At 71.8% G+C, this 18,097-nt stretch carries 17 protein-coding genes and 1 pseudogene; 2 read left to right on the top strand and 16 right to left on the bottom strand.

The genetic code is table 11. From position 1 onward, the window contains the following. Position 1: 1 nt before the first annotated feature. The 16 genes and pseudogenes from PCA76_RS12295 to PCA76_RS12220 form a co-directional block, all read right to left on the bottom strand. Positions 2-1,213, bottom strand: a complete 1,212-nt coding sequence (locus PCA76_RS12295) for an argininosuccinate synthase (protein ID WP_272617695.1) — start codon at positions 1,211-1,213, stop codon at positions 2-4. Next, positions 1,210-1,725, bottom strand: a complete 516-nt coding sequence (locus PCA76_RS12290; RefSeq protein WP_272617693.1) for an arginine repressor — start codon at positions 1,723-1,725, stop codon at positions 1,210-1,212. Before PCA76_RS12290 ends, PCA76_RS12295 begins: the two co-directional genes overlap by 4 nt. Beyond that, the gene (gene argF, locus PCA76_RS12285) at positions 1,722-2,672 is read right to left on the bottom strand and encodes an ornithine carbamoyltransferase (protein ID WP_272617691.1); all 951 of its coding nucleotides are present in this window, start codon (positions 2,670-2,672) and stop codon (positions 1,722-1,724) included. Before argF ends, PCA76_RS12290 begins: the two co-directional genes overlap by 4 nt. Continuing rightward, complete coding sequence (locus tag PCA76_RS12280) at positions 2,669-3,898, bottom strand: acetylornithine transaminase (RefSeq protein ID WP_272617689.1); 1,230 nt, start codon at positions 3,896-3,898, stop codon at positions 2,669-2,671. Before PCA76_RS12280 ends, argF begins: the two co-directional genes overlap by 4 nt. Next, the gene (gene argB, locus PCA76_RS12275; protein WP_272617687.1) at positions 3,895-4,800 is read right to left on the bottom strand and encodes an acetylglutamate kinase; all 906 of its coding nucleotides are present in this window, start codon (positions 4,798-4,800) and stop codon (positions 3,895-3,897) included. The genes PCA76_RS12280 and argB overlap by 4 nt, the downstream gene beginning before the upstream one ends. Further along, entirely contained in the window at positions 4,797-5,969 is a 1,173-nt protein-coding gene (argJ, locus tag PCA76_RS12270; RefSeq protein ID WP_272617685.1) for a bifunctional glutamate N-acetyltransferase/amino-acid acetyltransferase ArgJ, read from the bottom strand. The genes argB and argJ overlap by 4 nt, the downstream gene beginning before the upstream one ends. Continuing rightward, positions 5,966-6,967 carry an N-acetyl-gamma-glutamyl-phosphate reductase gene (gene argC / locus PCA76_RS12265; RefSeq protein WP_272617683.1) on the bottom strand — a complete coding sequence of 334 codons (1,002 nt, stop codon included), beginning with the start codon at positions 6,965-6,967 and terminating at the stop codon, positions 5,966-5,968. Before argC ends, argJ begins: the two co-directional genes overlap by 4 nt. Positions 6,968-7,154: 187 nt before the next feature. Beyond that, positions 7,155-9,700, bottom strand: a pseudogene (gene pheT, locus PCA76_RS12260) (phenylalanine--tRNA ligase subunit beta). 40 nt (positions 9,701-9,740) lie between these two features. Next, complete coding sequence (gene pheS, locus PCA76_RS12255) at positions 9,741-10,820, bottom strand: phenylalanine--tRNA ligase subunit alpha (RefSeq protein WP_272617681.1); 1,080 nt, start codon at positions 10,818-10,820, stop codon at positions 9,741-9,743. Positions 10,821-11,039: 219 nt separating this feature from the next. Then, positions 11,040-11,837 (bottom strand): TrmH family RNA methyltransferase, encoded by a 798-nt coding sequence (locus PCA76_RS12250; RefSeq protein ID WP_442930258.1) that lies wholly within the window; start codon positions 11,835-11,837, stop codon positions 11,040-11,042. 83 nt (positions 11,838-11,920) lie between these two features. Continuing rightward, on the bottom strand, positions 11,921-12,313 hold the full coding sequence (gene rplT, locus PCA76_RS12245; RefSeq protein ID WP_272617677.1) for a 50S ribosomal protein L20: 393 nt from the start codon (positions 12,311-12,313) through the stop codon (positions 11,921-11,923). Positions 12,314-12,345: 32 nt separating this feature from the next. Then, positions 12,346-12,540 carry a 50S ribosomal protein L35 gene (gene rpmI / locus PCA76_RS12240; protein WP_007458415.1) on the bottom strand — a complete coding sequence of 65 codons (195 nt, stop codon included), beginning with the start codon at positions 12,538-12,540 and terminating at the stop codon, positions 12,346-12,348. Between the two features lie 19 nt (positions 12,541-12,559). Continuing rightward, the gene (gene infC / locus PCA76_RS12235; protein WP_272619339.1) at positions 12,560-13,210 is read right to left on the bottom strand and encodes a translation initiation factor IF-3; all 651 of its coding nucleotides are present in this window, start codon (positions 13,208-13,210) and stop codon (positions 12,560-12,562) included. 705 nt (positions 13,211-13,915) lie between these two features. Beyond that, entirely contained in the window at positions 13,916-14,389 is a 474-nt protein-coding gene (locus PCA76_RS12230) for a PH domain-containing protein (RefSeq protein WP_272617669.1), read from the bottom strand. Positions 14,390-15,090: 701 nt separating this feature from the next. Further along, complete coding sequence (gene hisG, locus PCA76_RS12225) at positions 15,091-15,936, bottom strand: ATP phosphoribosyltransferase (protein WP_272617667.1); 846 nt, start codon at positions 15,934-15,936, stop codon at positions 15,091-15,093. 47 nt (positions 15,937-15,983) lie between these two features. Continuing rightward, a complete protein-coding gene (locus tag PCA76_RS12220; protein WP_030335709.1) occupies positions 15,984-16,247 on the bottom strand; it encodes a phosphoribosyl-ATP diphosphatase in 264 nt (87 codons plus the stop codon). Between the two features lie 144 nt (positions 16,248-16,391). Here PCA76_RS12220 and PCA76_RS12215 point away from each other — a divergent pair, with 144 nt between their 5' ends. Continuing rightward, positions 16,392-17,255, top strand: a complete 864-nt coding sequence (locus PCA76_RS12215; protein WP_272617664.1) for an ABC transporter substrate-binding protein — start codon at positions 16,392-16,394, stop codon at positions 17,253-17,255. Further along, positions 17,252-18,097, top strand: a complete 846-nt coding sequence (locus PCA76_RS12210) for an amino acid ABC transporter permease (RefSeq protein ID WP_272617662.1) — start codon at positions 17,252-17,254, stop codon at positions 18,095-18,097. Before PCA76_RS12215 ends, PCA76_RS12210 begins: the two co-directional genes overlap by 4 nt.

Here is an 18,097-nt window from a genome sequence, read left to right as displayed (position 1 = left end):
GTCACTGTGCGGAACCGCCGAGCCGGGCGTCCCGAGCGGCGGCCATCCGACTCGGAAGGCCCCACAACTGCACGAAGCCCTTCGCCAGGGACTGGTCGAAGGTGTCGCCGGTGTCGTAGGTCGCCATCCCGAAGTCGTAGAGGCTCGCCTCGGAGCGCCGGCCGGTGACGGTGGCCCGACCCCCGTGCAGGGTCAGCCGCACCTCACCGCTCACGTGCCGCTGCGCGTCGTCGATGAACGCGTCCAGCGAGTCCTTCAACGGCGAGAACCACAGGCCGTCATAGACCAGCTCACCCCAGCGCTGGTCGACGCTCTTCTTGAACCGGGCCAGGTCGCGCTCCACGGTCACCGCCTCCAACTCCTGGTGGGCGGTGATCAGCGCGATCGCGCCGGGAGCCTCGTACACCTCGCGGCTCTTGATGCCGACGAGCCGGTCCTCGACCATGTCGAGCCGGCCGATGCCCTGCGCCCCGGCGCGCCGGTTCAGCTCCAGGATCGCCTGGTACGGGGTGACCGTCTCACCGTCGATCGCCACCGGCACACCGCAGTCGAAGGTGATCACGACCTCGTCGGCGTCGCGGTCCTGCGCCGGGTCGGCAGTGTACGAGTAGAGGTCCTCGATGGGGGCGTTCCAGATGTCCTCCAGGAAGCCGGTCTCCACCGCGCGACCCCACAGGTTCTGGTCGATCGAGTAGGGAGACTTGGCCGACACGTCGATCGGCAGGCCCTTCTCCTCGGCGAAGGCGATCGCCTTGTCCCGCGTCCAGGCGAAGTCCCGAGCCGGCGCGACGATCTTCAGGTCGGGGGCGAGCGCGTTCAGGCCCACCTCGAACCGGACCTGGTCGTTGCCCTTGCCGGTGCAGCCGTGCGACACGATCGTGCCGCCGTGCTTGCGCGCCGCGGTCACCAGGTGCTTGACGATCAGCGGCCGGGACAGCGCCGACACCAGCGGGTAGCGGTCCATGTAGAGGGCGTTGGCCCGGATGGCCGGCAGGCAGTAGTCGGCGGCGAACTCGTCGCGCGCGTCGACCACCTCGGACTCGGCGGCGCCGCAGTCCAGGGCGCGCTGCCGGATGGCGTCGAGGTCCTCGCCGCCCTGCCCGACGTCGACCGCGACCGCGATCACCTCGGCGCCGGTCTGCTCGGCCAGGTACGGAATGGCGACGGAGGTGTCCAGACCTCCGGAGTACGCAAGGACGACCCGCTCGGTCACGATGTGGTGCTCCCTTCAACGTTCTCTTCCCGGCGGGCCCAGCCGGCGAGCTTCTCACCGAGCGCGGCCCCGCCCACGGCCTCGCGGGCCACGACGAGGATGGTGTCGTCGCCGGCGATGGTGCCGACGATCTCGGGCAGGCCCGCTCGGTCCAACGCACTGGCCAGGTATTGGGCTGCGCCCGGCGGCGTACGCAGCACGGCGATGTTGCCACTGGAGTCGACGCCGTTGAGCAGCTCGTGCAGCAGCCGCACCAGCCGGGCCGGTGCGGCCTCGGCGTCGCGCAGCGGTCGCTGGCCGTCCTCGGGGATCAGGTAGACGGCCGGGCCGTCGCCGCCGCGCACCTTGACCGCGCCCAGCTCCTCCAGGTCCCGCGAGAGGGTGGCCTGGGTGACGCCGACGCCGTCGGAGGCGAGCAGGTCGGCCAGCTCGGTCTGCGATCGGATCGCCTTGTCGCGGATCAGCTCCACGATCCGGGCGTGCCGGGCCGCGCGGGTCGGCTGCGCGGTCATCGGGACTCCCCGGTCTCGGTGCCGGTCCCGGTGCCCAGCAGGAACGTCAGCAGCGCCTTCTGCACATGCAGCCGGTTCTCCGCCTGGTCGAAGACGGCGCTCTGCGGGCCGTCGAGCACCTCGTCGGTGATCTCCTCGCCACGGTGCGCGGGCAGGCAGTGCAGCACGATCGCGTCCGGTGCGGCCTGGCCGAGCAGTTCCTTGTTGACCTGGTACGGCAGGAACGGGGTGATCCGGTCCAGCCCGTCGGACTCCTGGCCCATCGACGTCCAGGTGTCGGTGGCCAGCACGTCGGCGTCGCGTACCGCCTGGGCCGGGTCGGTCAGCACCCGCACCGACCCGCCGGTGTCGGCGGCGATCTGAGCCGCCCGGTCCACCACGGCCTCATCCGGTGCGAAACCGGCCGGCCCGGCGATCCGGACGTGCATCCCGGCCATCGCCCCGGCCAGCAGGTACGACTGCGCCATGTTGTTCGCGCCGTCTCCCACGTACGTCAGCGTGCGGCCGGCCGTGCCGCCGCACCGCTCGCGCACGGTCAGCAGATCGGCCAGCAGCTGGCACGGGTGGAACCCGTCGGTGAGCGCGTTGATCACCGGCACGCTGGCACCCGCCGCCACCTCGGCGATCCGGTCGTCGCCGTGGGTCCGCAGCACGATGGCCGCGACGTAGCGGGACAGCACGCGCCCCGCGTCGGCCAGCGACTCGCCCCGGCCGAAGTGGGTGACCTGCGTGTCCACGACCAGGGGGTGCCCGCCCAGCTCGGCGATCCCGGCGTCGAACGAGATCCTGGTCCGCAGGCTCTGCTTGTCGAAGAGCACCGCCACCGAGCGGGGGCCGACCAGCGGCCGGTGGCCGAACCGGTCCGCCTTCATCCGCGCCGCCAGGTCGAGGACCGTGGACTGCTCGGCGGGCGAGAGGTCGTCGTCGCGCAGGAAATGCCGGGTCATGGCGTCGTCCCCGTCGTGGTGGGCAGCCTGGGTGATTCGAGCTCCGCGCCGGCGGCTGCGGGGGCCGTCGCGTCCAGTGCGGCGGGCAACGCCGCGAGGAAGGCGTCCGCCTGGGCGGCGGTGAGGATCAGTGGCGGGGCCAGCCGGACGACACCCGGCTGCACCGGGTTGACGAGGAAGCCGGCCTCCCGCAGGGCCTCGGCGAGCACCGACGCCACCGGCGCGGTGAGCGCCACGCCGAGCAGCAGGCCGGCGCCGCGTACCCCGGCGATCAGCGGGTGGCCCAGCGCCTCGATGCCGTGCCGCAGCCGCTCGCCGACCCGCTTGACGTTGTCGAGCAGGCCCTCGTTGGCGATTGTCGCCACCACGGCGAGCGCCGCCGCGCAGCTGACCGGGTTGCCGCCGAACGTGGTGCCGTGCGAGCCGGGAGTGAGCAGGTCGGCGGCGCGACCGAAGGCCAGCGTGGCACCGATGGGCAGCCCACCACCCAGCCCCTTGGCCAGGGTGACCACGTCCGGCTCCACGCCCTCGGCCTGGTGCGCGAACCAGTGCCCGGTGCGACCGATGCCGGTCTGCACCTCGTCGAGGACCAGCAGCGCGCCGTGCCGGGCGGTGATCCGCCGGGCTGCGGCGAGGTAGCCGGCCGGCGGGACGAGCACGCCGTTCTCACCCTGGATGGGCTCCAGGATCACCATGGCGGTGGCGTCGGAGACGGCCGCGTCGAGGGCGGCGACGTCGCCGTAATCGACGTGGGTCACCTCGCCGGGAAGCGGCCGGAACGGGTCGGCCTTCGCCGGCTGGCCGGTCAGCGCGAGAGCACCCATCGTGCGGCCGTGGAAGCCGCCCGTGGCGGCCACCACGTGGCTGCGGCCGGTGCGCCGGGAGAGCTTGAACGCCGCCTCGTTCGCCTCCGCTCCGGAGTTGGCGAAGAAGACCCGGCCCGGCCGGCCGGCGAGCGCCAACAGCAACTCGGCCAGGGCGACCGGCGGCTCGGCGACGTAGAGGTTGGAGACATGCCCGAGGGTGGCGACCTGCTTCGACACGGCGGCCACCACGGCCGGGTGCGCATGGCCGAGGGCGTTAACCGCGATGCCACCAACCAGGTCGAGGTACTCCCGGCCGGCGTCGTCGACCACCACCGCACCGGCGCCGGAGACCAGCGCCAGCGGCGGCGTGCCGTAGTTGTCCATCATGGACTGGTTCCAGCGCTGCACCAGAGTGCTCATGCCCCGACCGTCCCGTCTCCCGGCACCACCATCGTTCCGAACCCTTCCGAGGTGAAGACCTCAAGCAACGTGGAGTGCGCCACCCGACCATCGACGACGTGCGCGGCGGGCACTCCCCCGCCCACCGCCCGCAGGCAGGCCTCCATCTTCGGCACCATCCCCGACTCGAGGCTGGGCAGCAGCTTCGCCAGGTCGTCGGTGGTGATCTCGGAGATCAGGCTGGTGGTGTCCGGCCAGTCGGCGTACAGGCCGGCCACGTCGGTGAGCACGACCAGCTTGCGGGCCCGCAACGCGACAGCCAGCGCGGCGGCGGCGGTGTCCGCGTTGAGGTTGTGCAACACACCATCGACGTCCGGCGCCACCGTGGAGATCACCGGAATCCGGCCGGCCTCGATCAGGTCGGTCACCGCGGACACGTCGACCGACTCGACATCCCCGACCTGGCCCACGTCCACCGGCAGCCCGTCCACGTACGCCGGGCGGCGCACCGCGGTGAACAGTCGAGCGTCCTCGCCGGAGAGGCCGACGGCGTACGGACCGTGCGAGTTGATCAGCCCGACCAGCTCGCGGCCCACCTGCCCGACCAGCACCATCCGGACCACGTCCATCGCCTCGGCGGTGGTCACCCGCAGGCCACCCCGGAACTCGCTGGCGATACCGAGCCGGCCCAGCATGGCGGAGATCTGCGGGCCGCCGCCGTGCACCACCACGGGCTTGAGGCCGGCGTACCGCAGGAAGACCATGTCGGCGGCGAACGCCCGCTGCAATTCGGGATCGGTCATGGCGTTGCCGCCGTACTTGACCACCACCGTGGAGCCGGAGAAACGCGCCAACCAGGGCAGCGCCTCGATCAGCGTCTCCGCCTTGACCTGGGCGCGGGTGAGGTCCGAGCTGAGGCTCATGAGGAGTACGCCGAGTTCTCGTGCACGTACCCGTGGGACAGGTCGTTGGTCCAGATCGTCGCCGCCGACGTACCCGCGTGCAGGTCGATCCGGATGGTCACGTCCCGCCCGGTCAGGTCGACCTTCGAGCGGTCCTCGGCGGCGGCACCGCGCCGGCACACCCACACCCCGTTGACCGCCACGTCCACCTCGTCCGGCTCGAACGCGGCGGCGGTGGTGCCGACGGCGGCGAGGATCCGACCCCAGTTGGGGTCGTTGCCGAACAGCGCGGTCTTGACCAGGTTGTTGCGGGCCACCGAGCGGCCCACCTCGACCGCGTCGTCCTCGTCCGCGGCGCCGACCACGTCGATGGCGATCTGCTTGGTGGCGCCCTCGGCGTCGGCCACCAACTGCTGGGCCAGGTCGTGACAGGCCGCGGTGACGGCAGCGGCCAGCTCGGCCGGAGTCGACTCGATGCCGCTCGCACCGCTGGCCAGCAGCAACACGGTGTCGTTGGTGGACATGCAGCCGTCGGAGTCCACCCGGTCGAAGCTGACCCGGGTGGCGGCGCGCAGCGCCTCGTCCAGCGTCGCCGGCCCGGCCACCGCGTCGGTGGTCAGCACGCAGAGCATGGTGGCCATCCCCGGCGCGAGCATCCCGGCGCCCTTGGCCATGCCGCCGACCGTCCAGCCGCTGCCCCGGGCCACCGTGGTCTTCGGCCGGGTGTCCGTGGTCATGATCGCCTCGGCGGCAGCCGGGCCGCCGTCACGGGACAGCCTCCGGATCGCCGAGCGGACGCCCGGGAGCAACTTCGGCATCGGCAGCCGCTCACCGATCAACCCGGTGGAGCAGACCGCGACATCACCGGCGCCGAGGATCAGCCGTGGGCTGACCGAGGTCAGCGCGGCGGCGGTGTGCTCGGCGGTGGCGTGGGTGTCCTGGAAACCTGCCGGGCCAGTGCAGGCGTTGGCGCCACCGGAGTTGAGCACCACGGCGCGGACCACACCGCCCTGCACGACCTGCTGGGTCCAGCGCACCGGCGCGGCCTTGACCCGGTTGGTGGTGAAGACACCGGCCACACCGGCGTCCGGGCCGTCGTTGACGACCAGAGCGACGTCCGCCCCACCGCTGGCCTTGAGGCCGGCCGCGACTCCGGCCGCCCGGAACCCCCGTGGGGTGGTAACGCTCATGGGCTGACTCCCCAGATCGACAGGCCCGTCGTCTCCGGCAGGCCGAGCATCAGGTTGGCGTTCTGGACGGCCTGACCGGCTGCGCCCTTGCCCAGGTTGTCCAAGGCGCTGACCACGATCAGACGACCCGAGTCGACGTCGACGGTGGCCTGCAGGTGACAGGAGTTCGAGCCCAGGGTGGCGGCGGTGTGCGGCCAGCGACCCTCCGGCAGCACGTGCACGAACGGCGCGTCCGCGTACGCCTGCGCCAGCACCTGCTGCGGGTCGACGCCGCGCGCCGGCACCGCGGTGACCGTGGCCAGGATGCCGCGCGGCATCGGGGCCAGGACCGGCGTGAACGACAGGCCGGTCGCGCCGGTGGCCTGCTTGATCTCGGGTACGTGCTGGTGGGTGCCCACCCGGTACGGCGACAGGTCCCCCAGCACCTCGCTGGCCAGCAGGTGCGGCTTCGCCGCCCGCCCCGCGCCGGAGGTGCCGGAGGCGGCGACCACCACCACGTCGGCGGGGCTGGCCGCGCCGTCGGCGATCAGCGGCGCGAGCGCCAGGGTGATCGCGGCGGCGTAGCAACCGGTGTTCGCCACCCGCGTGGAGCCCGCGATCAACTCCCGCTGGCCGGGCAGCTCGGGCAGGCCGTAGGTCCACTGCCCGGCGTGCGTGCCGCCGTAGTACTGCGCCCAGGCGTACGGGTCGGCCAGCCGGTGATCGGCGCCCAGGTCGACGACCCGCACCTCGGCCGGAAGTTGGGCCGCGAGGGCCGCCGACTGGCCGTGCGGCAGGGCCAGGAAGACCAAATCCGCGTCGGCCAGGGTCGTCGGATCGGTCTCGCCGAACACCAGGTCGAGCCCGGTGAGCTGCGGGTGCACCACGTCGACGCGGTGCCCGGCCTGGCTGTGCGCGGTGGCGGCGACCAGATCGAACTCCGGGTGCCCGGCGACCAGGCGCAGCAGCTCGCCCCCCGCGTAACCACTCGCACCGGCGACCGCGACTCGGATCCCCATACTCACCTCCGCATGACTATGCAGCGAAGGCTAGCAAGGACGCGTGGCGACTGCAAGTTCATGCAGACTCCTGCATGGTGATGAGCACCCCCAGGCCCCCCGCGATCTTGCACTTACTGTCCTCGCATAGCCGACAAAAGGTGCACATCGGCGACACAAACTGCAAGATCGCGGGGGTGGGGCGGGCCTAGGCGCCGCGCAGGGTTGCTCCTACACGCTCGGCCGCGACGGCGACCGCCGCGTCCCGTGCCGCGACCGCCTCCTCGACGGTGAGCGTCCGGTCCGGTGCACGGAAGGTGAGCTTGTACGCCAGCGACCGGCGGCCGGCGCCGAGCTGCGCGCCCGCGTACACGTCGAACAGCCGCACATCCTCCAGCAGCTCACCGGCGCCTGCCTCCAGCGCTCGGCGCACCTGCTCCGCCGGCACCGAGTCGTCCACCACCAGAGCCACGTCGATCAGCGCCGGCGGGAAGCCGGAGACCGCCGGGGCGGGCGTCACCGGAGCCGCGGGAAGCGCGTCCAGGTTCAGCTCCATCGCGCAGGTACGGCGGGGCAGCTCCAACGCCGCGACCACCACCGGGTGCAGTTCACCCGCATGCCCGACGACCGACCCGTCGACCCGCAGCTCGGCACAGCGGCCCGGGTGCCACGGGGCGTACTCGGCCGCCCGCACCTCGACCCGCTCACCCGAGACACCGGCGGCGTCCAACACGTCGCGCGCCGCCTCGATCGCGTCCGCCCAGCCGGCCGGTCGACCCGGCCCCCACCATCCGGCAGGGTCGAGGTCACCGGACAGCACCACCGCGACGTGCACCGGCTGCGCCGGCACCACCGCGTCGGCGGCCGCGAACTCCGCGTCGGTGGGGCGCCGGTCCACGCCCATCGCCGGCGGGCTGCCGGCACCGGTGCGCGGGTGGAAGACCGCGCCGATCTCGTAGAGGGCGAGATCGCGGTGACCCCGGCCGAGGTTGCGCTTGAGGATGCCGAGCAGCGGGCCGAGCAGCGTGGTGCGCAGCAGCGGCTCCTCCTCGGACAACGGGTTGGCCAGCCGCACCGCCGGCCGACGCGGGTCGTCGGCCGGTAGGCCGAGCAGGTCGGCCAACTCCGGCGACACGAACGGGTGCGCGAGCACCTCCACGTACCCCCGCTCCGCCAGCGAGACCGCGACCGCCCGGCGCCGACGCTGCCGCGGCGTGAGGCCACGGCCGGGGGCGCGGTCGGCAGCACCGACGGCACCCTGTCGTACCCGTCGAGGCGGACCACCTCCTCGACCAGGTCGGCCGGATCGGTCAGGTCAGGCCGCCAGCTCGGCGGGGTGACACTCAGCACCGCCCCGACGCCGCTGGCCACGCCGACCGCGCCCGGGTCCTCCGACAACCGGTCCGTGCCCTGCGCGACCGTGCAGCCGACCCGCTCCAGCAGGGCGACCACCCGCGCCGGCGGGTACTCGACCCCGACCCGCCGGGTCGGCAGGTCCGCCGGAAGGCTGATCGGGGTACGCGGCCGGACGTGATCGATGTCCAGGATCTCCACACCCGGGGTGCCACCGCCGTGCTCGGTGAGCAGCCGCACGGCACGCTCCAGCGCGACCAGCGCCACGGCCGGGTCGACGCCCCGCTCCCAGCGCTTCGCGGCCTCGCTGAACAACTTGTGCCGGCGGGCCGTGCGCCCGACCATCGCCGGGTCCCAGTGCGCCGCCTCGAAGAGCACGTTTGTGGTGGTGGCGACGACCTCGCTGGTCTCGCCGCCCATCACCGCGGCGAGCGAGATCGGCCCGGTGGCGTCGCAGATGACCATGTCGTCGGCGGTGAGCACCCGGTTGACCCCGTCGAGGGTGGTCAGCTTCTCCCCCGCCTCGGCGCGACGGACGACCAGCGGCCCGGCGATCCGGTCGGCGTCGAAGGCGTGCATCGGCTGACCCAGCTCCACCATCACGTAGTTGGTGATGTCGACCGGCAGCGAGATGCTGCGGATGCCGGCGGCGACGAGCCGCTGCTGCATCCAGGACGGCGTGGGCGCGCTCGGGTCGACCCCGCGGACCAGGCGGGCGGTGAACCGGTCGCAGCCGACCGTGTCACGGACCTCCACCGGGTACGCCGGCGACTCGGTGCCGCCCGGTGCGGGCACCAGTGCCGGGTCGCGCAGCGGCACGTCGAACGCGTGCGACAGCTCCCGGGCCAGCCCTCGCAGGCTCAACGCGTACCCCCGGTCGGGGGTGATCTCCAGATCGAGCAGGACATCGTCGAGGCCGACCACCGGGCGCGCGTCGTCGCCCGGCTTGGCCGTCACGTCCGGCCCCAGCACGATGATGCCCGAATGGTCGTCGCCCAGGCCCAACTCCTTCGCCGAACAGATCATGCCCGCGGAGTTGTGCCCGTACGTCTTGCGGGCGCCGATGGCGAAGCCGCCGGGCAGCACGCCACCGGGCAGGATCACCACCACCCGGTCACCCGGGGCGAAGTTACGCGCCCCACAGACGATCTCCTGCGGCTCACCGGTGCCGTTGGCGGCACCCACGTCGACCCGGCAGAACCGGATCGGCTTCTTGAAGCCGGTGAGCTCCTCGATCTCACGCACCTCACCGACAACGAGTTGGCCGGTGACGGTCTCGGCCAGGTCCACCACGGACTCGACCTCGATACCGAGGTCGACCAGGGCCTGCTCCAGGTCACTGGTGGGCAGGTCGGCGGGCAGGTCGACGTACTCCCGCAGCCAACTGACAGAAACTCGCATGACTTCAGACCACCGTTCCCGTGTCTCGTACCCGCATCGCCTACGCCCCGGTCCCGAGCGCGCGGCTGAACCGCACGTCGCCCTCGAAGAGATGGCGGATGTCGCTGACCCCGTGCCGGACCATCAGGGTCCGGTCGATGCCCATGCCGAAGGCGAATCCGGAGTAGACCTCCGGGTCGACGCCGCAGGCGCGCAGCACCCGCGGGTTGACCATCCCGCAGCCGCCCCACTCGACCCACTGCGGGCCGTCGCGGTGCTCCGGGAACCACACGTCGAACTCCGCCGACGGCTCGGTGAACGGGAAGTAGTGCGGCCGCCACCGGGTCTTCGCCTCCGGGCCGAACATCGCCCGGGCAAAGTGGTCGAGCGTGCCCCGCAGGTGCGCCATCGTGATGCCCTTGTCGACCACCAGGCCCTCGGCCTGGTGGAACACCGGGCTGTGCGTGGCGTCGATCTCGTCGGTGCGGTAGACGCGGCCGGGCACGATCACGTAGATCGGCGGCTTGCGGCTGAGCATCGTGCGGGTCTGCACCGTCGAGGTGTGCGTACGGAGAACAAGGCCCGAGCCCGCGGACCCGTCAGCGGGTGCGATGTGGAAGGTGTCCATCAACCCGCGCGCCGGGTGGTCGGCGGGGATGTTCAGCGCGTCGAAGTTGACCCACTCCAGGTCGACCTCCGGCCCCTCGGCCACCTCGTAGCCCATCCCGACGAAGAGGTCGCTGATCGACTCCATCAGGGTGCTCAGCGGGTGCCGGGCACCACGCGGACGCCGATCGTAGGGCAGGGTGACGTCCACCCGCTCCTCGACCAGCACCCGCTCGGCCTGCTCCCGCTCCACCACCTCGGCGCGGTCGGCGTACGCGGTCTCGATGGCCCGGCGGGCCTCGTTGACCCGCTTACCGGCGTCGGACTTCGCGGCCGGCGGCAACGCGCCGATCTCGCGGCGGGCCAGCGAAACCGGTGACCGGTCACCGAGATGCACCGAGCGCAGCGCGGTCAGCGCGTCCGGATCGGTGGCCGCCGTGAACGCCTTCGTGGCGTCCGCGACAGCCTCGTCCAGAGCGGCGGGGTCGAGCAGGGCAACCTGCTTCGGGTCGTACGGATCGTTGCGGTAGCTCATGGCGTACGGGCACTCCCTCACGGCGGCGCCAGCCCTCAGCGGGGCGGCTAAGCGAGTCTACGGACGCGCGGCTGCGCCGCAGCCCGCCGGTAGGAGTTGTGCAGGGAGCAGGTCAGGCCCGCCGCCCGCCGACACCGGCGGGCTGGCTAAACGAACGCCGTGGCGCGTTCATGGACGGACGCTCTCCCCTGCTGTCAGTCGCGCCGGGTGCGGTCACCCTCAGCGCTGTGCTCTCGCTGAAGCGTACAGGCAGACGGCGGCGGCGGCAGCCAGGTTGAGGCTCTCCGCGCGCCCGTACAGCGGCACCCGCACCGTGGCGTCGGCGGCGGCGGTCAACTCCTCGGGCAGCCCGTGCGCCTCGGAGCCGAACAGCCACGCGGTGGGCCCGACGAGCCGACCGTAGTCGGTCAGGTCGTCCAGGTCGTTGTCGCCGTACCCCGTGGTGGCGAAGATCGACAGCCCTGCGGCGCGCAGCGCGCCGACCACCGCGACCGGGTCGGGGGCGCGGACCACATCGACGTGGAAGAGGCTGCCGGCCGAGGCCCGCACACACTTGCCGTTGTACGGGTCGACGGCGTCACCGGCGAAGACCACCGCACCCGCCCCGGCCGCGTCGGCGGTGCGCAGCACCGTGCCGGCGTTGCCCGGGTCGCGGATCTCGGCGAGCACCGCCACCAGGCGCGGCCCGTTGGCCAGGGCCTGCTCCAGCGGCACGTCCACGTGCCGGCAGACAGCGACCAACCCCTGCGGGGCGACGGTCTCGGCCAACGCGGCCAACCCGTCGTCGGTCACCTCGGAGACCGGCACGTCGGCGTGAGCCGCCGCGGCGGGCAACTCCGGGTGCCGGTCGAGGGCGGTGGGCGTACCGAAAAGCTCGGTGACCACCCCCGGCCGCGCGAGGGCCTCGCGGACCGCCTGCGGGCCCTCGGCCAGGAACAGGCCGGTGGCCTCGCGGTCCCGGCGGCGCTGCAACCGGCGGGCGGCGACAACCCTGGGGGTACGCGGGGTGAAAGCCATCATGGGTGGTCCTCCGGCACGATTGAGGCGCCCCCCGGACGGCGGTGCCGACACGGGAGACGCCTCGCTCTGGTGCGTGGAGATCAGGCGGCCTGAGCCGCCGCGCCACCGGTGCCCTCGGCCGTGACCGCGGCCCGGGCCAGCTCGACGATCGCCGCGAAAGAAGCGGCGTCGTTGACAGCCATGTCGGCCAGGATCTTGCGGTCGACCTCGATGCCGGCCAGACGCATGCCCTGGATCAGGCGGTTGTAGGTCATCCCGTTCGCCCGGGCGCCCGCATTGATCCGCTGAATCCACAGCTGCCGGAAGTCGCCCTTGCGGTCGCGACGGTCCCGGTAGGCGTACTGCATCGAGTGCAGCACCTGCTCCTTGGCCTTGCGGTACAGGCGGGAGCGCTGACCGCGGTAACCACTCGCGGACTCCAGCAGGGTACGACGCTTCTTGTGGGCGTTTACAGCCCGCTTGACGCGTGCCATCTCAACTCCTAATTACGTAAAGGTGGCGCGCGTCAGCGGCCGAGCAGCTTCTTGATGCGCTTGACGTCGGCCTTGGCCAGCACGACCGTGCCGGTCAGCCGGCGGGTCTGGGTGGAGGGCTTCTTCTCCAGGTTGTGGCGGAGGCCGGCCTGCTGGGCAACGATCTTGCCCTTGCCGGTCACCTTGACCCGCTTACCCATACCCGTGTGGCTCTTCATCTTCGGCATGTGGAACGTCTCTCCCCTGTTACTCGCCGCTGGTATCGGCGGCAAGGCCGGTGTCACCGGCTGTTGCGGTCTCGCCGACCGCCACGGTCTCATCGGCTGCCGGAGCGTCGGACTCGTCCGCTGCCCGGTCCCGAGGTCCAACGCGGGACGCCGTAGCGGCGACCGCGGAGGCCTTGACGGCCCGATGCGGAGCGAGAACCATGATCATGTTTCGGCCGTCCTGCTTCGGAGCGGCCTCGACGTATCCCAGTTCCGTGATCTCGGATTCGAGCCGGCGCAGGAGCCGGTAACCCAGCTCCGGGCGGCTCTGCTCGCGACCGCGGAACATGATCGTCACCTTGACCTTGTCGCCCGCCTTGAGGAACCGCACCACGTGACCCTTTTTGGTCTCGTAGTCGTGCGGGTCGATCTTCGGCCGAAGCTTCATTTCCTTGATGACGGTCTGCTGCTGGTTACGCCGCGCTTCGCGCGCCTTCAGTGCGCTCTCATACTTGAACTTGCCGAAGTCCATGAGCTTGCACACCGGCGGGCGCGCCATCGGCGCAACCTCGACCAGGTCCAGATCGACGTCCGCGGCCAGCTGAAGAGCGCGCTCCAGCGGGACGATGCCCACCTGCTCACCCTCTGGGCCGACCAGTCGGACCTCACGTGCCCGGATCTGCTCGTTCACGCGTGGTTCGACGCTGATGGGGCCTCCTCGAGTCGTTTCTGCTCTCTTGCCGACCCCTGCGGCCCCCAGGTGGGAACCGACCCGAAAAGCAGAAGGCCCCGGCGCATGCCAGGGCCCGCTCGACCGGTCAGCACGATCACAGGATCGCGCATCCAGCACCGGGACATGCCCGGAACCAGTGACCGGACCCGGACGCCGTAGCGGCGACTCGGGTGGGAGCAGGCGCTCCGCTTTACAAGGCTGCCTGCTCGCACGCGGAGACAGCCTGGTCGACTGGATAACAGTACACCGGCGCCCCGGCCGCCCTCAAACCGGGCACCACCAGGGGTTGAGTCACTGGTCGCTCCCGGGTCACTGTCCCGTCGTCACCCCGCTGAGCACTTTCCCCCGGGTCGCGCCGTCACCGGGCCACGATCCGGGCGCCTTCCCCGAAACGCGCCGTCGCCGCGCCAAGATCCGCACACTTTCCCCGAAACTGCTGCCTCCGGGCGCGCTGAGGCAGCAGTTTCGGGGAAGTTGCCCGGATCTTGGGGACGACGCGCGGCGGTGGCAAGCGGGTGCGGGCGCGGGGCGGGGTGCACGGGGTGCGGGGCGGGGTGCACGGGGTGCGCAGGCGCGGGTGCGGAGCGGGTGCGGAGCGGGTGCGGGTGCGGGTGCGGAGCGGGGTGCGGGTGCGGGTGCGGAGCGGGGTGCGCGGGGCGCGGGTTAGCGGCCGACGGCGCGTTCGGCGAGGCGGGCCTGGTGTGCCTGGTGCAGTCGCCGCAGCGCGCGGACCCCTTCGACGGCCAGTTCCTTGTCCGCTGCCTGCAGGGCGATCATCGGCAGCAGGTCGTCGTCGTGCAGCTCCAGGCTGGCCCACGGCGCGCCCCGGTCGAAGCGGATGCCCCGGACGACCTCCCAGGGCAGCTCGTACGAGCTGATCACGTTGCGCACTCGAATGCCACGCGCGTCAGCCTCGACCCGCGGGCGGGTGAAGATCAGGAAGCCCAGTGCACCAAAGACGCCCAGGCCGATCATGGCGATCTGGTCACCGCGCTGGAAGCTGCCGTAGCCGTCGCCGGTCGGCCCACTCAACGAGGTGGCAACCAGACCGAACACCACCACCAGCGCGATCGCCGCCGACCAGCAGACCAGCCGGATGCGGCGGGGCTTCAGGCGGATCAGCTCGGTTTCACTCACCCCACCAGTCTGCCACCCGCACCCGCCCGTCGAACGCACCACCCGCCGAGCCACCGCCCACCCGGCAGTCCCTGACCCGCCGAACCACCGAACCACCGAGCCCTCGAACCGAACCGAACCGCAGCCGCACCCCACCAAGCCGACCCGCCCCGCACCCCACCAAGCCGACCCGCCCCGCACTCCGCCAAGCCGACCCGGCCGGCCAAGGCACACCGCGCCCCACCGAGCCGACACGCCCGCACCAAGCCGACCCGCCCCGACCCGCAGCCCGCCGCACCGCACCGCACCGCACCACCGCACGGCACCGCACCGCCGAGCGGCACTGCATCGCGTTGCGCCTCTGGCCAGCCGGGCCACACCGCGCCGACGCCGACGCCGCCCCGCAAGATCGTGCTGAATCCGGGAAGTAGTGGCCTCGGCCGCGCCTGAGGCCACTACTTCCATGGTCGAGCGCGATCTTCGATATCGAAGGGTGATCGGCGGGCGCGCCGCCTACGCGGCCAGGCTCAGCAGGCGCTAGATCCCCTCCAGATCACGGAAGTCGGGGTGTCCCTTCCGGGCGGACACCCCGACATCGTGAATCCCGAGTTGATCAAGCGGCCGCACCCACCCCAGACGGACCGGACCCACCGACGGCGCCGGGTGCCGGGCCACAGCGAGCCCGAGCGCGAGCCCGAACCCGCTGCGGGTCGGACGTGCGGTTAGAGCCGGCAGGCGTGGATGTTGGTGACGAGGATGGCGCGGGCGCCCAACTCGTACAGCTCGTCCATGATGCGGTGGACGTCGTCGCGGAGCACCATCGCCTGCACCGCCACCCAGCCCTCGCGGTGCAGCGGCGAGACGGTGGGCGATTCGATGCCCGGGGTGAGACCGCTGGCCCGGTCCAGCAGACCGGCCGGCACGTCGTAGGCGAGCATCACGTAGCGGCGGGCCACCAGCACACCGTGCAGGCGGCGCAGCAACTGCTCGGCCTGCGGGTACGCGGGTGCGCCGGCGCGCCGGACCAGCACCGCCGACGAGCGCAGCAGCGGCTCACCGAAGACCACCAGGCCCGCCTGGCGCAGGGTGGCGCCGGTCTCCACCACGTCCGCGATCACGTCGGCGACGCCGAGGCGTACGGCGTTCTCCACCGCACCGTCGAGGCGGATGACGTCGGCCTTGACGCCCACCTCACCGAGGTGCCGCTCGACCAGCCCCGGGTACGCGGTGGCGATCCGGTGCCCGCCCAGGTCCTGGACGGAGGCGATGTCGTCGGGGCGGGCGGCGAAGCGGAAGGTGGCCTGACCGAAGGCGAGGTCGACGACCTCCTCGGCCGGCGCAGCCGAGTCGATCAGCAGGTCCCGGCCGGTGATCCCGAGGTCGAGGTCACCGGAGCCGACGTAGGTAGCGATGTCCTTGGGGCGCAGGTAGAAGAATTCGACGTCGTTGGCCTCGTCGCGGCAGACGAGGTCCTTGGGGTCGGTGCGCTGGCGGTAGCCCGCCTCGCGCAGCATCTGGGCGGCCGGCTCGGCCAGGGTGCCCTTGTTGGGAATGGCGACACGCAGCATGACGGAGTGCTCCTTCGATCCGGATGGCGATCAACGGGTGGGGGCACTCACAGATGTCGGTAGACGTCCTTGAGCTCGAGACCGCTGGCGAGCATCAGCACCTGGACCTGGTAGAGCAGCTGGGAGATCTCCTCGGCGGTGCGCTCCGGCCCCTCGTGCTCGGCGGCCATCCACGACTCGGCCGCCTCCTCGACGACCTTCTTGCCGATGAAGTGCACCCCCTTGTCCAGGGCGGCGACGGTGCCCGAGCCCGGGGTGCCGGCGGCGGCCTTGGCCTGCAGCTCGGCGAACAACTCCTCGAACGTCTTCACGGAAGACGATTCTTCCAGCCGCCCGATCGACGCCCCGCGTCCGGGTCCGCCGGTACCCACCCAGCGGGCATCGACGCGGCAATTCCCTATCGACATGGTGGGACAATCTTCGATCGATGCCCATGGAGCTCTACGCTGTCCGCCATGGCCAGCAGCTCGCGTCTCCTCGCGCTCACCCTCGCCGGTGCCGTCGTCGTAGCCACCGCCGGATGCGCGCCGGAGGAAAAGGGACCGACCCCCACCATCACCGCATCGCCGTCCTGCGCCAAGGACAGCCTGCCCACCCGTACGCCGGGCAAGCTCACCATCGCCACCGACCAGCCCGCGTACGAGCCGTGGTTCTCCGACGACAAGCCGGACAACGGTGCGGGCTTCGAGTCCGCCGTCGCGTACGCGGTGGCCGAGAAGCTCGGCTATGCCCGCGCCGACGTCACCTGGGCTCGGGTCAAGTTCGACACCGCGATCGCGCCGGGACCGAAGACCTTCGACTTCGACATCAACCAGTTCTCCATCACTGAGGAGCGCAAGCAGGCGGTCGACTTCTCCGCGCCGTACTACCTGGTTCGGCAGACCGTCATCGCGTTGAAGTCCTCGAAGATCGCCGGCAGGACGTCGCTTGCCGATCTCCGCGATGCCCGGCTCGGCGCCCAGGTCGGCACCACCAGCTACCAGGCGATCACCGACGTGATCAAGCCGACCGCCAAGCCCCAGGTCTACAACAGCAATGACGACGCCAAGAAGGCGCTGCAGAACGGGCAGTTGGACGGTCTCGTGGTGGACCTGCCGACCGCGTTCTACATCACCGGAGCGGAGATCACCGACGCGGTGATCGTCGGGCAGGTGCCGCAGGTCGGCACGCCCGAGGCGTTCGGGTTGCTGCTGGACAAGAACTCACCGCTGACCTCCTGCGTGACCGGTGCGGTCGGTCAGCTCACCGAGGCGGGCACGCTGAAGCAGTTGGAGGAGAAGTGGCTCGCGCAGGTGGCGGGGGCGGCCGAGCTGCGGTGACCCTTCTGGATCACGTCCCCTCCGAGGCGCAGCTGCGGCGGTCCGCGTACCGGCGTCGGCAGACCGTCTACAGCGTGCTGGTCGCGGCCGTCTCCACGGCGGCGCTCGGCACGCTGCTGGTCGTCGCGGTGACCGGTGCGCCCGGCTGGGACCGGGTCCGGCAGTCGTTCCTGGACCCGGCGATCGCCCGGGACGCGCTGCCGGCGGTGCTGAGCGGGCTCTGGCTCAACGTACGGCTGCTGGTCTGCTGTGCGGTCGGCGCGCTGGTGCTCGGGCTGGTGGTCGCGGTGCTGCGGACGCTGCGCGGCCCGATCTTCTTCCCGGTCCGGGCACTGGCCGCCGGCTACACCTACACCTTCCGCGGCCTGCCGCTGATCATCGTGCTCTACCTGCTCACCCTCGGGGTGCCTGGGCTGCGTCTGCAGGGCATGCCGCCGGTGCTGGTGCTCGGTGGGCTCGCGTTGGTCCTCACCTACGGCGGTTACCTCGCCGAGGTGTTCCGGGCCGGTATCGAGTCGGTGCATCCCAGCCAGCTCGCCGCGGCCCGTTCGCTGGGCCTGACCTACCGGCAGACGATGCGGCACGTGGTTCTGCCCCAGGCCGTCCGCCGGGTGGCGCCGCCCCTGCTCAACGATGTGGTGGCCTTGCAGAAGGACGTGGGGCTGGTCTCGCTCGCCGGGCCGATCGACGCGGTCCGCGCCGCCCAGATCGCCACCGCCCAGTCGTTCAACTACACGCCGTACATCGTGGCGGGGGTGCTCTTCGTGCTGCTCGCGATCCCGCTGATCGCGGTCACCGACTGGGTGACGCTGCGCGCGGCCCGTCGACAGTCGGGAGGCTGA

It is taken from the genome of Micromonospora sp. LH3U1 (genome assembly GCF_028475105.1).
GTDB lineage: Bacteria > Actinomycetota > Actinomycetes > Mycobacteriales > Micromonosporaceae > Micromonospora.
The sequence above is the reverse complement of the archived record's forward strand: the minus strand, read 5'-3'. Positions and strand labels throughout refer to the sequence as shown.

Bases quoted from the DNA above. Each gene is read 5' to 3' on its own strand.
- pheS (WP_272617681.1), bottom strand. From the start codon at position 10,820: ATGAGCTACCGCAACGATCCGTACGACCCGAAGCAGGTTGCCCTGCTC.
- PCA76_RS12290 (WP_272617693.1), bottom strand. From the start codon at position 1,725: ATGACCGCGCAGCCGACCCGCGCGGCCCGGCACGCCCGGATCGTGGAG.
- argF (WP_272617691.1), bottom strand. From the start codon at position 2,672: ATGACCCGGCATTTCCTGCGCGACGACGACCTCTCGCCCGCCGAGCAG.
- PCA76_RS12280 (WP_272617689.1), bottom strand. From the start codon at position 3,898: ATGAGCACTCTGGTGCAGCGCTGGAACCAGTCCATGATGGACAACTAC.
- argJ (WP_272617685.1), bottom strand. From the start codon at position 5,969: ATGAGCGTTACCACCCCACGGGGGTTCCGGGCGGCCGGAGTCGCGGCC.
- argC (WP_272617683.1), bottom strand. From the start codon at position 6,967: ATGGGGATCCGAGTCGCGGTCGCCGGTGCGAGTGGTTACGCGGGGGGC.
- argB (WP_272617687.1), bottom strand. From the start codon at position 4,800: ATGAGCCTCAGCTCGGACCTCACCCGCGCCCAGGTCAAGGCGGAGACG.
- hisG (WP_272617667.1), bottom strand. From the start codon at position 15,936: ATGCTGCGTGTCGCCATTCCCAACAAGGGCACCCTGGCCGAGCCGGCC.
- PCA76_RS12215 (WP_272617664.1), top strand. From the start codon at position 16,392: ATGGCCAGCAGCTCGCGTCTCCTCGCGCTCACCCTCGCCGGTGCCGTC.
- rplT (WP_272617677.1), bottom strand. From the start codon at position 12,313: ATGGCACGCGTCAAGCGGGCTGTAAACGCCCACAAGAAGCGTCGTACC.
- rpmI (WP_007458415.1), bottom strand. From the start codon at position 12,540: ATGCCGAAGATGAAGAGCCACACGGGTATGGGTAAGCGGGTCAAGGTG.
- PCA76_RS12250 (WP_442930258.1), bottom strand. From the start codon at position 11,837: ATGGCTTTCACCCCGCGTACCCCCAGGGTTGTCGCCGCCCGCCGGTTG.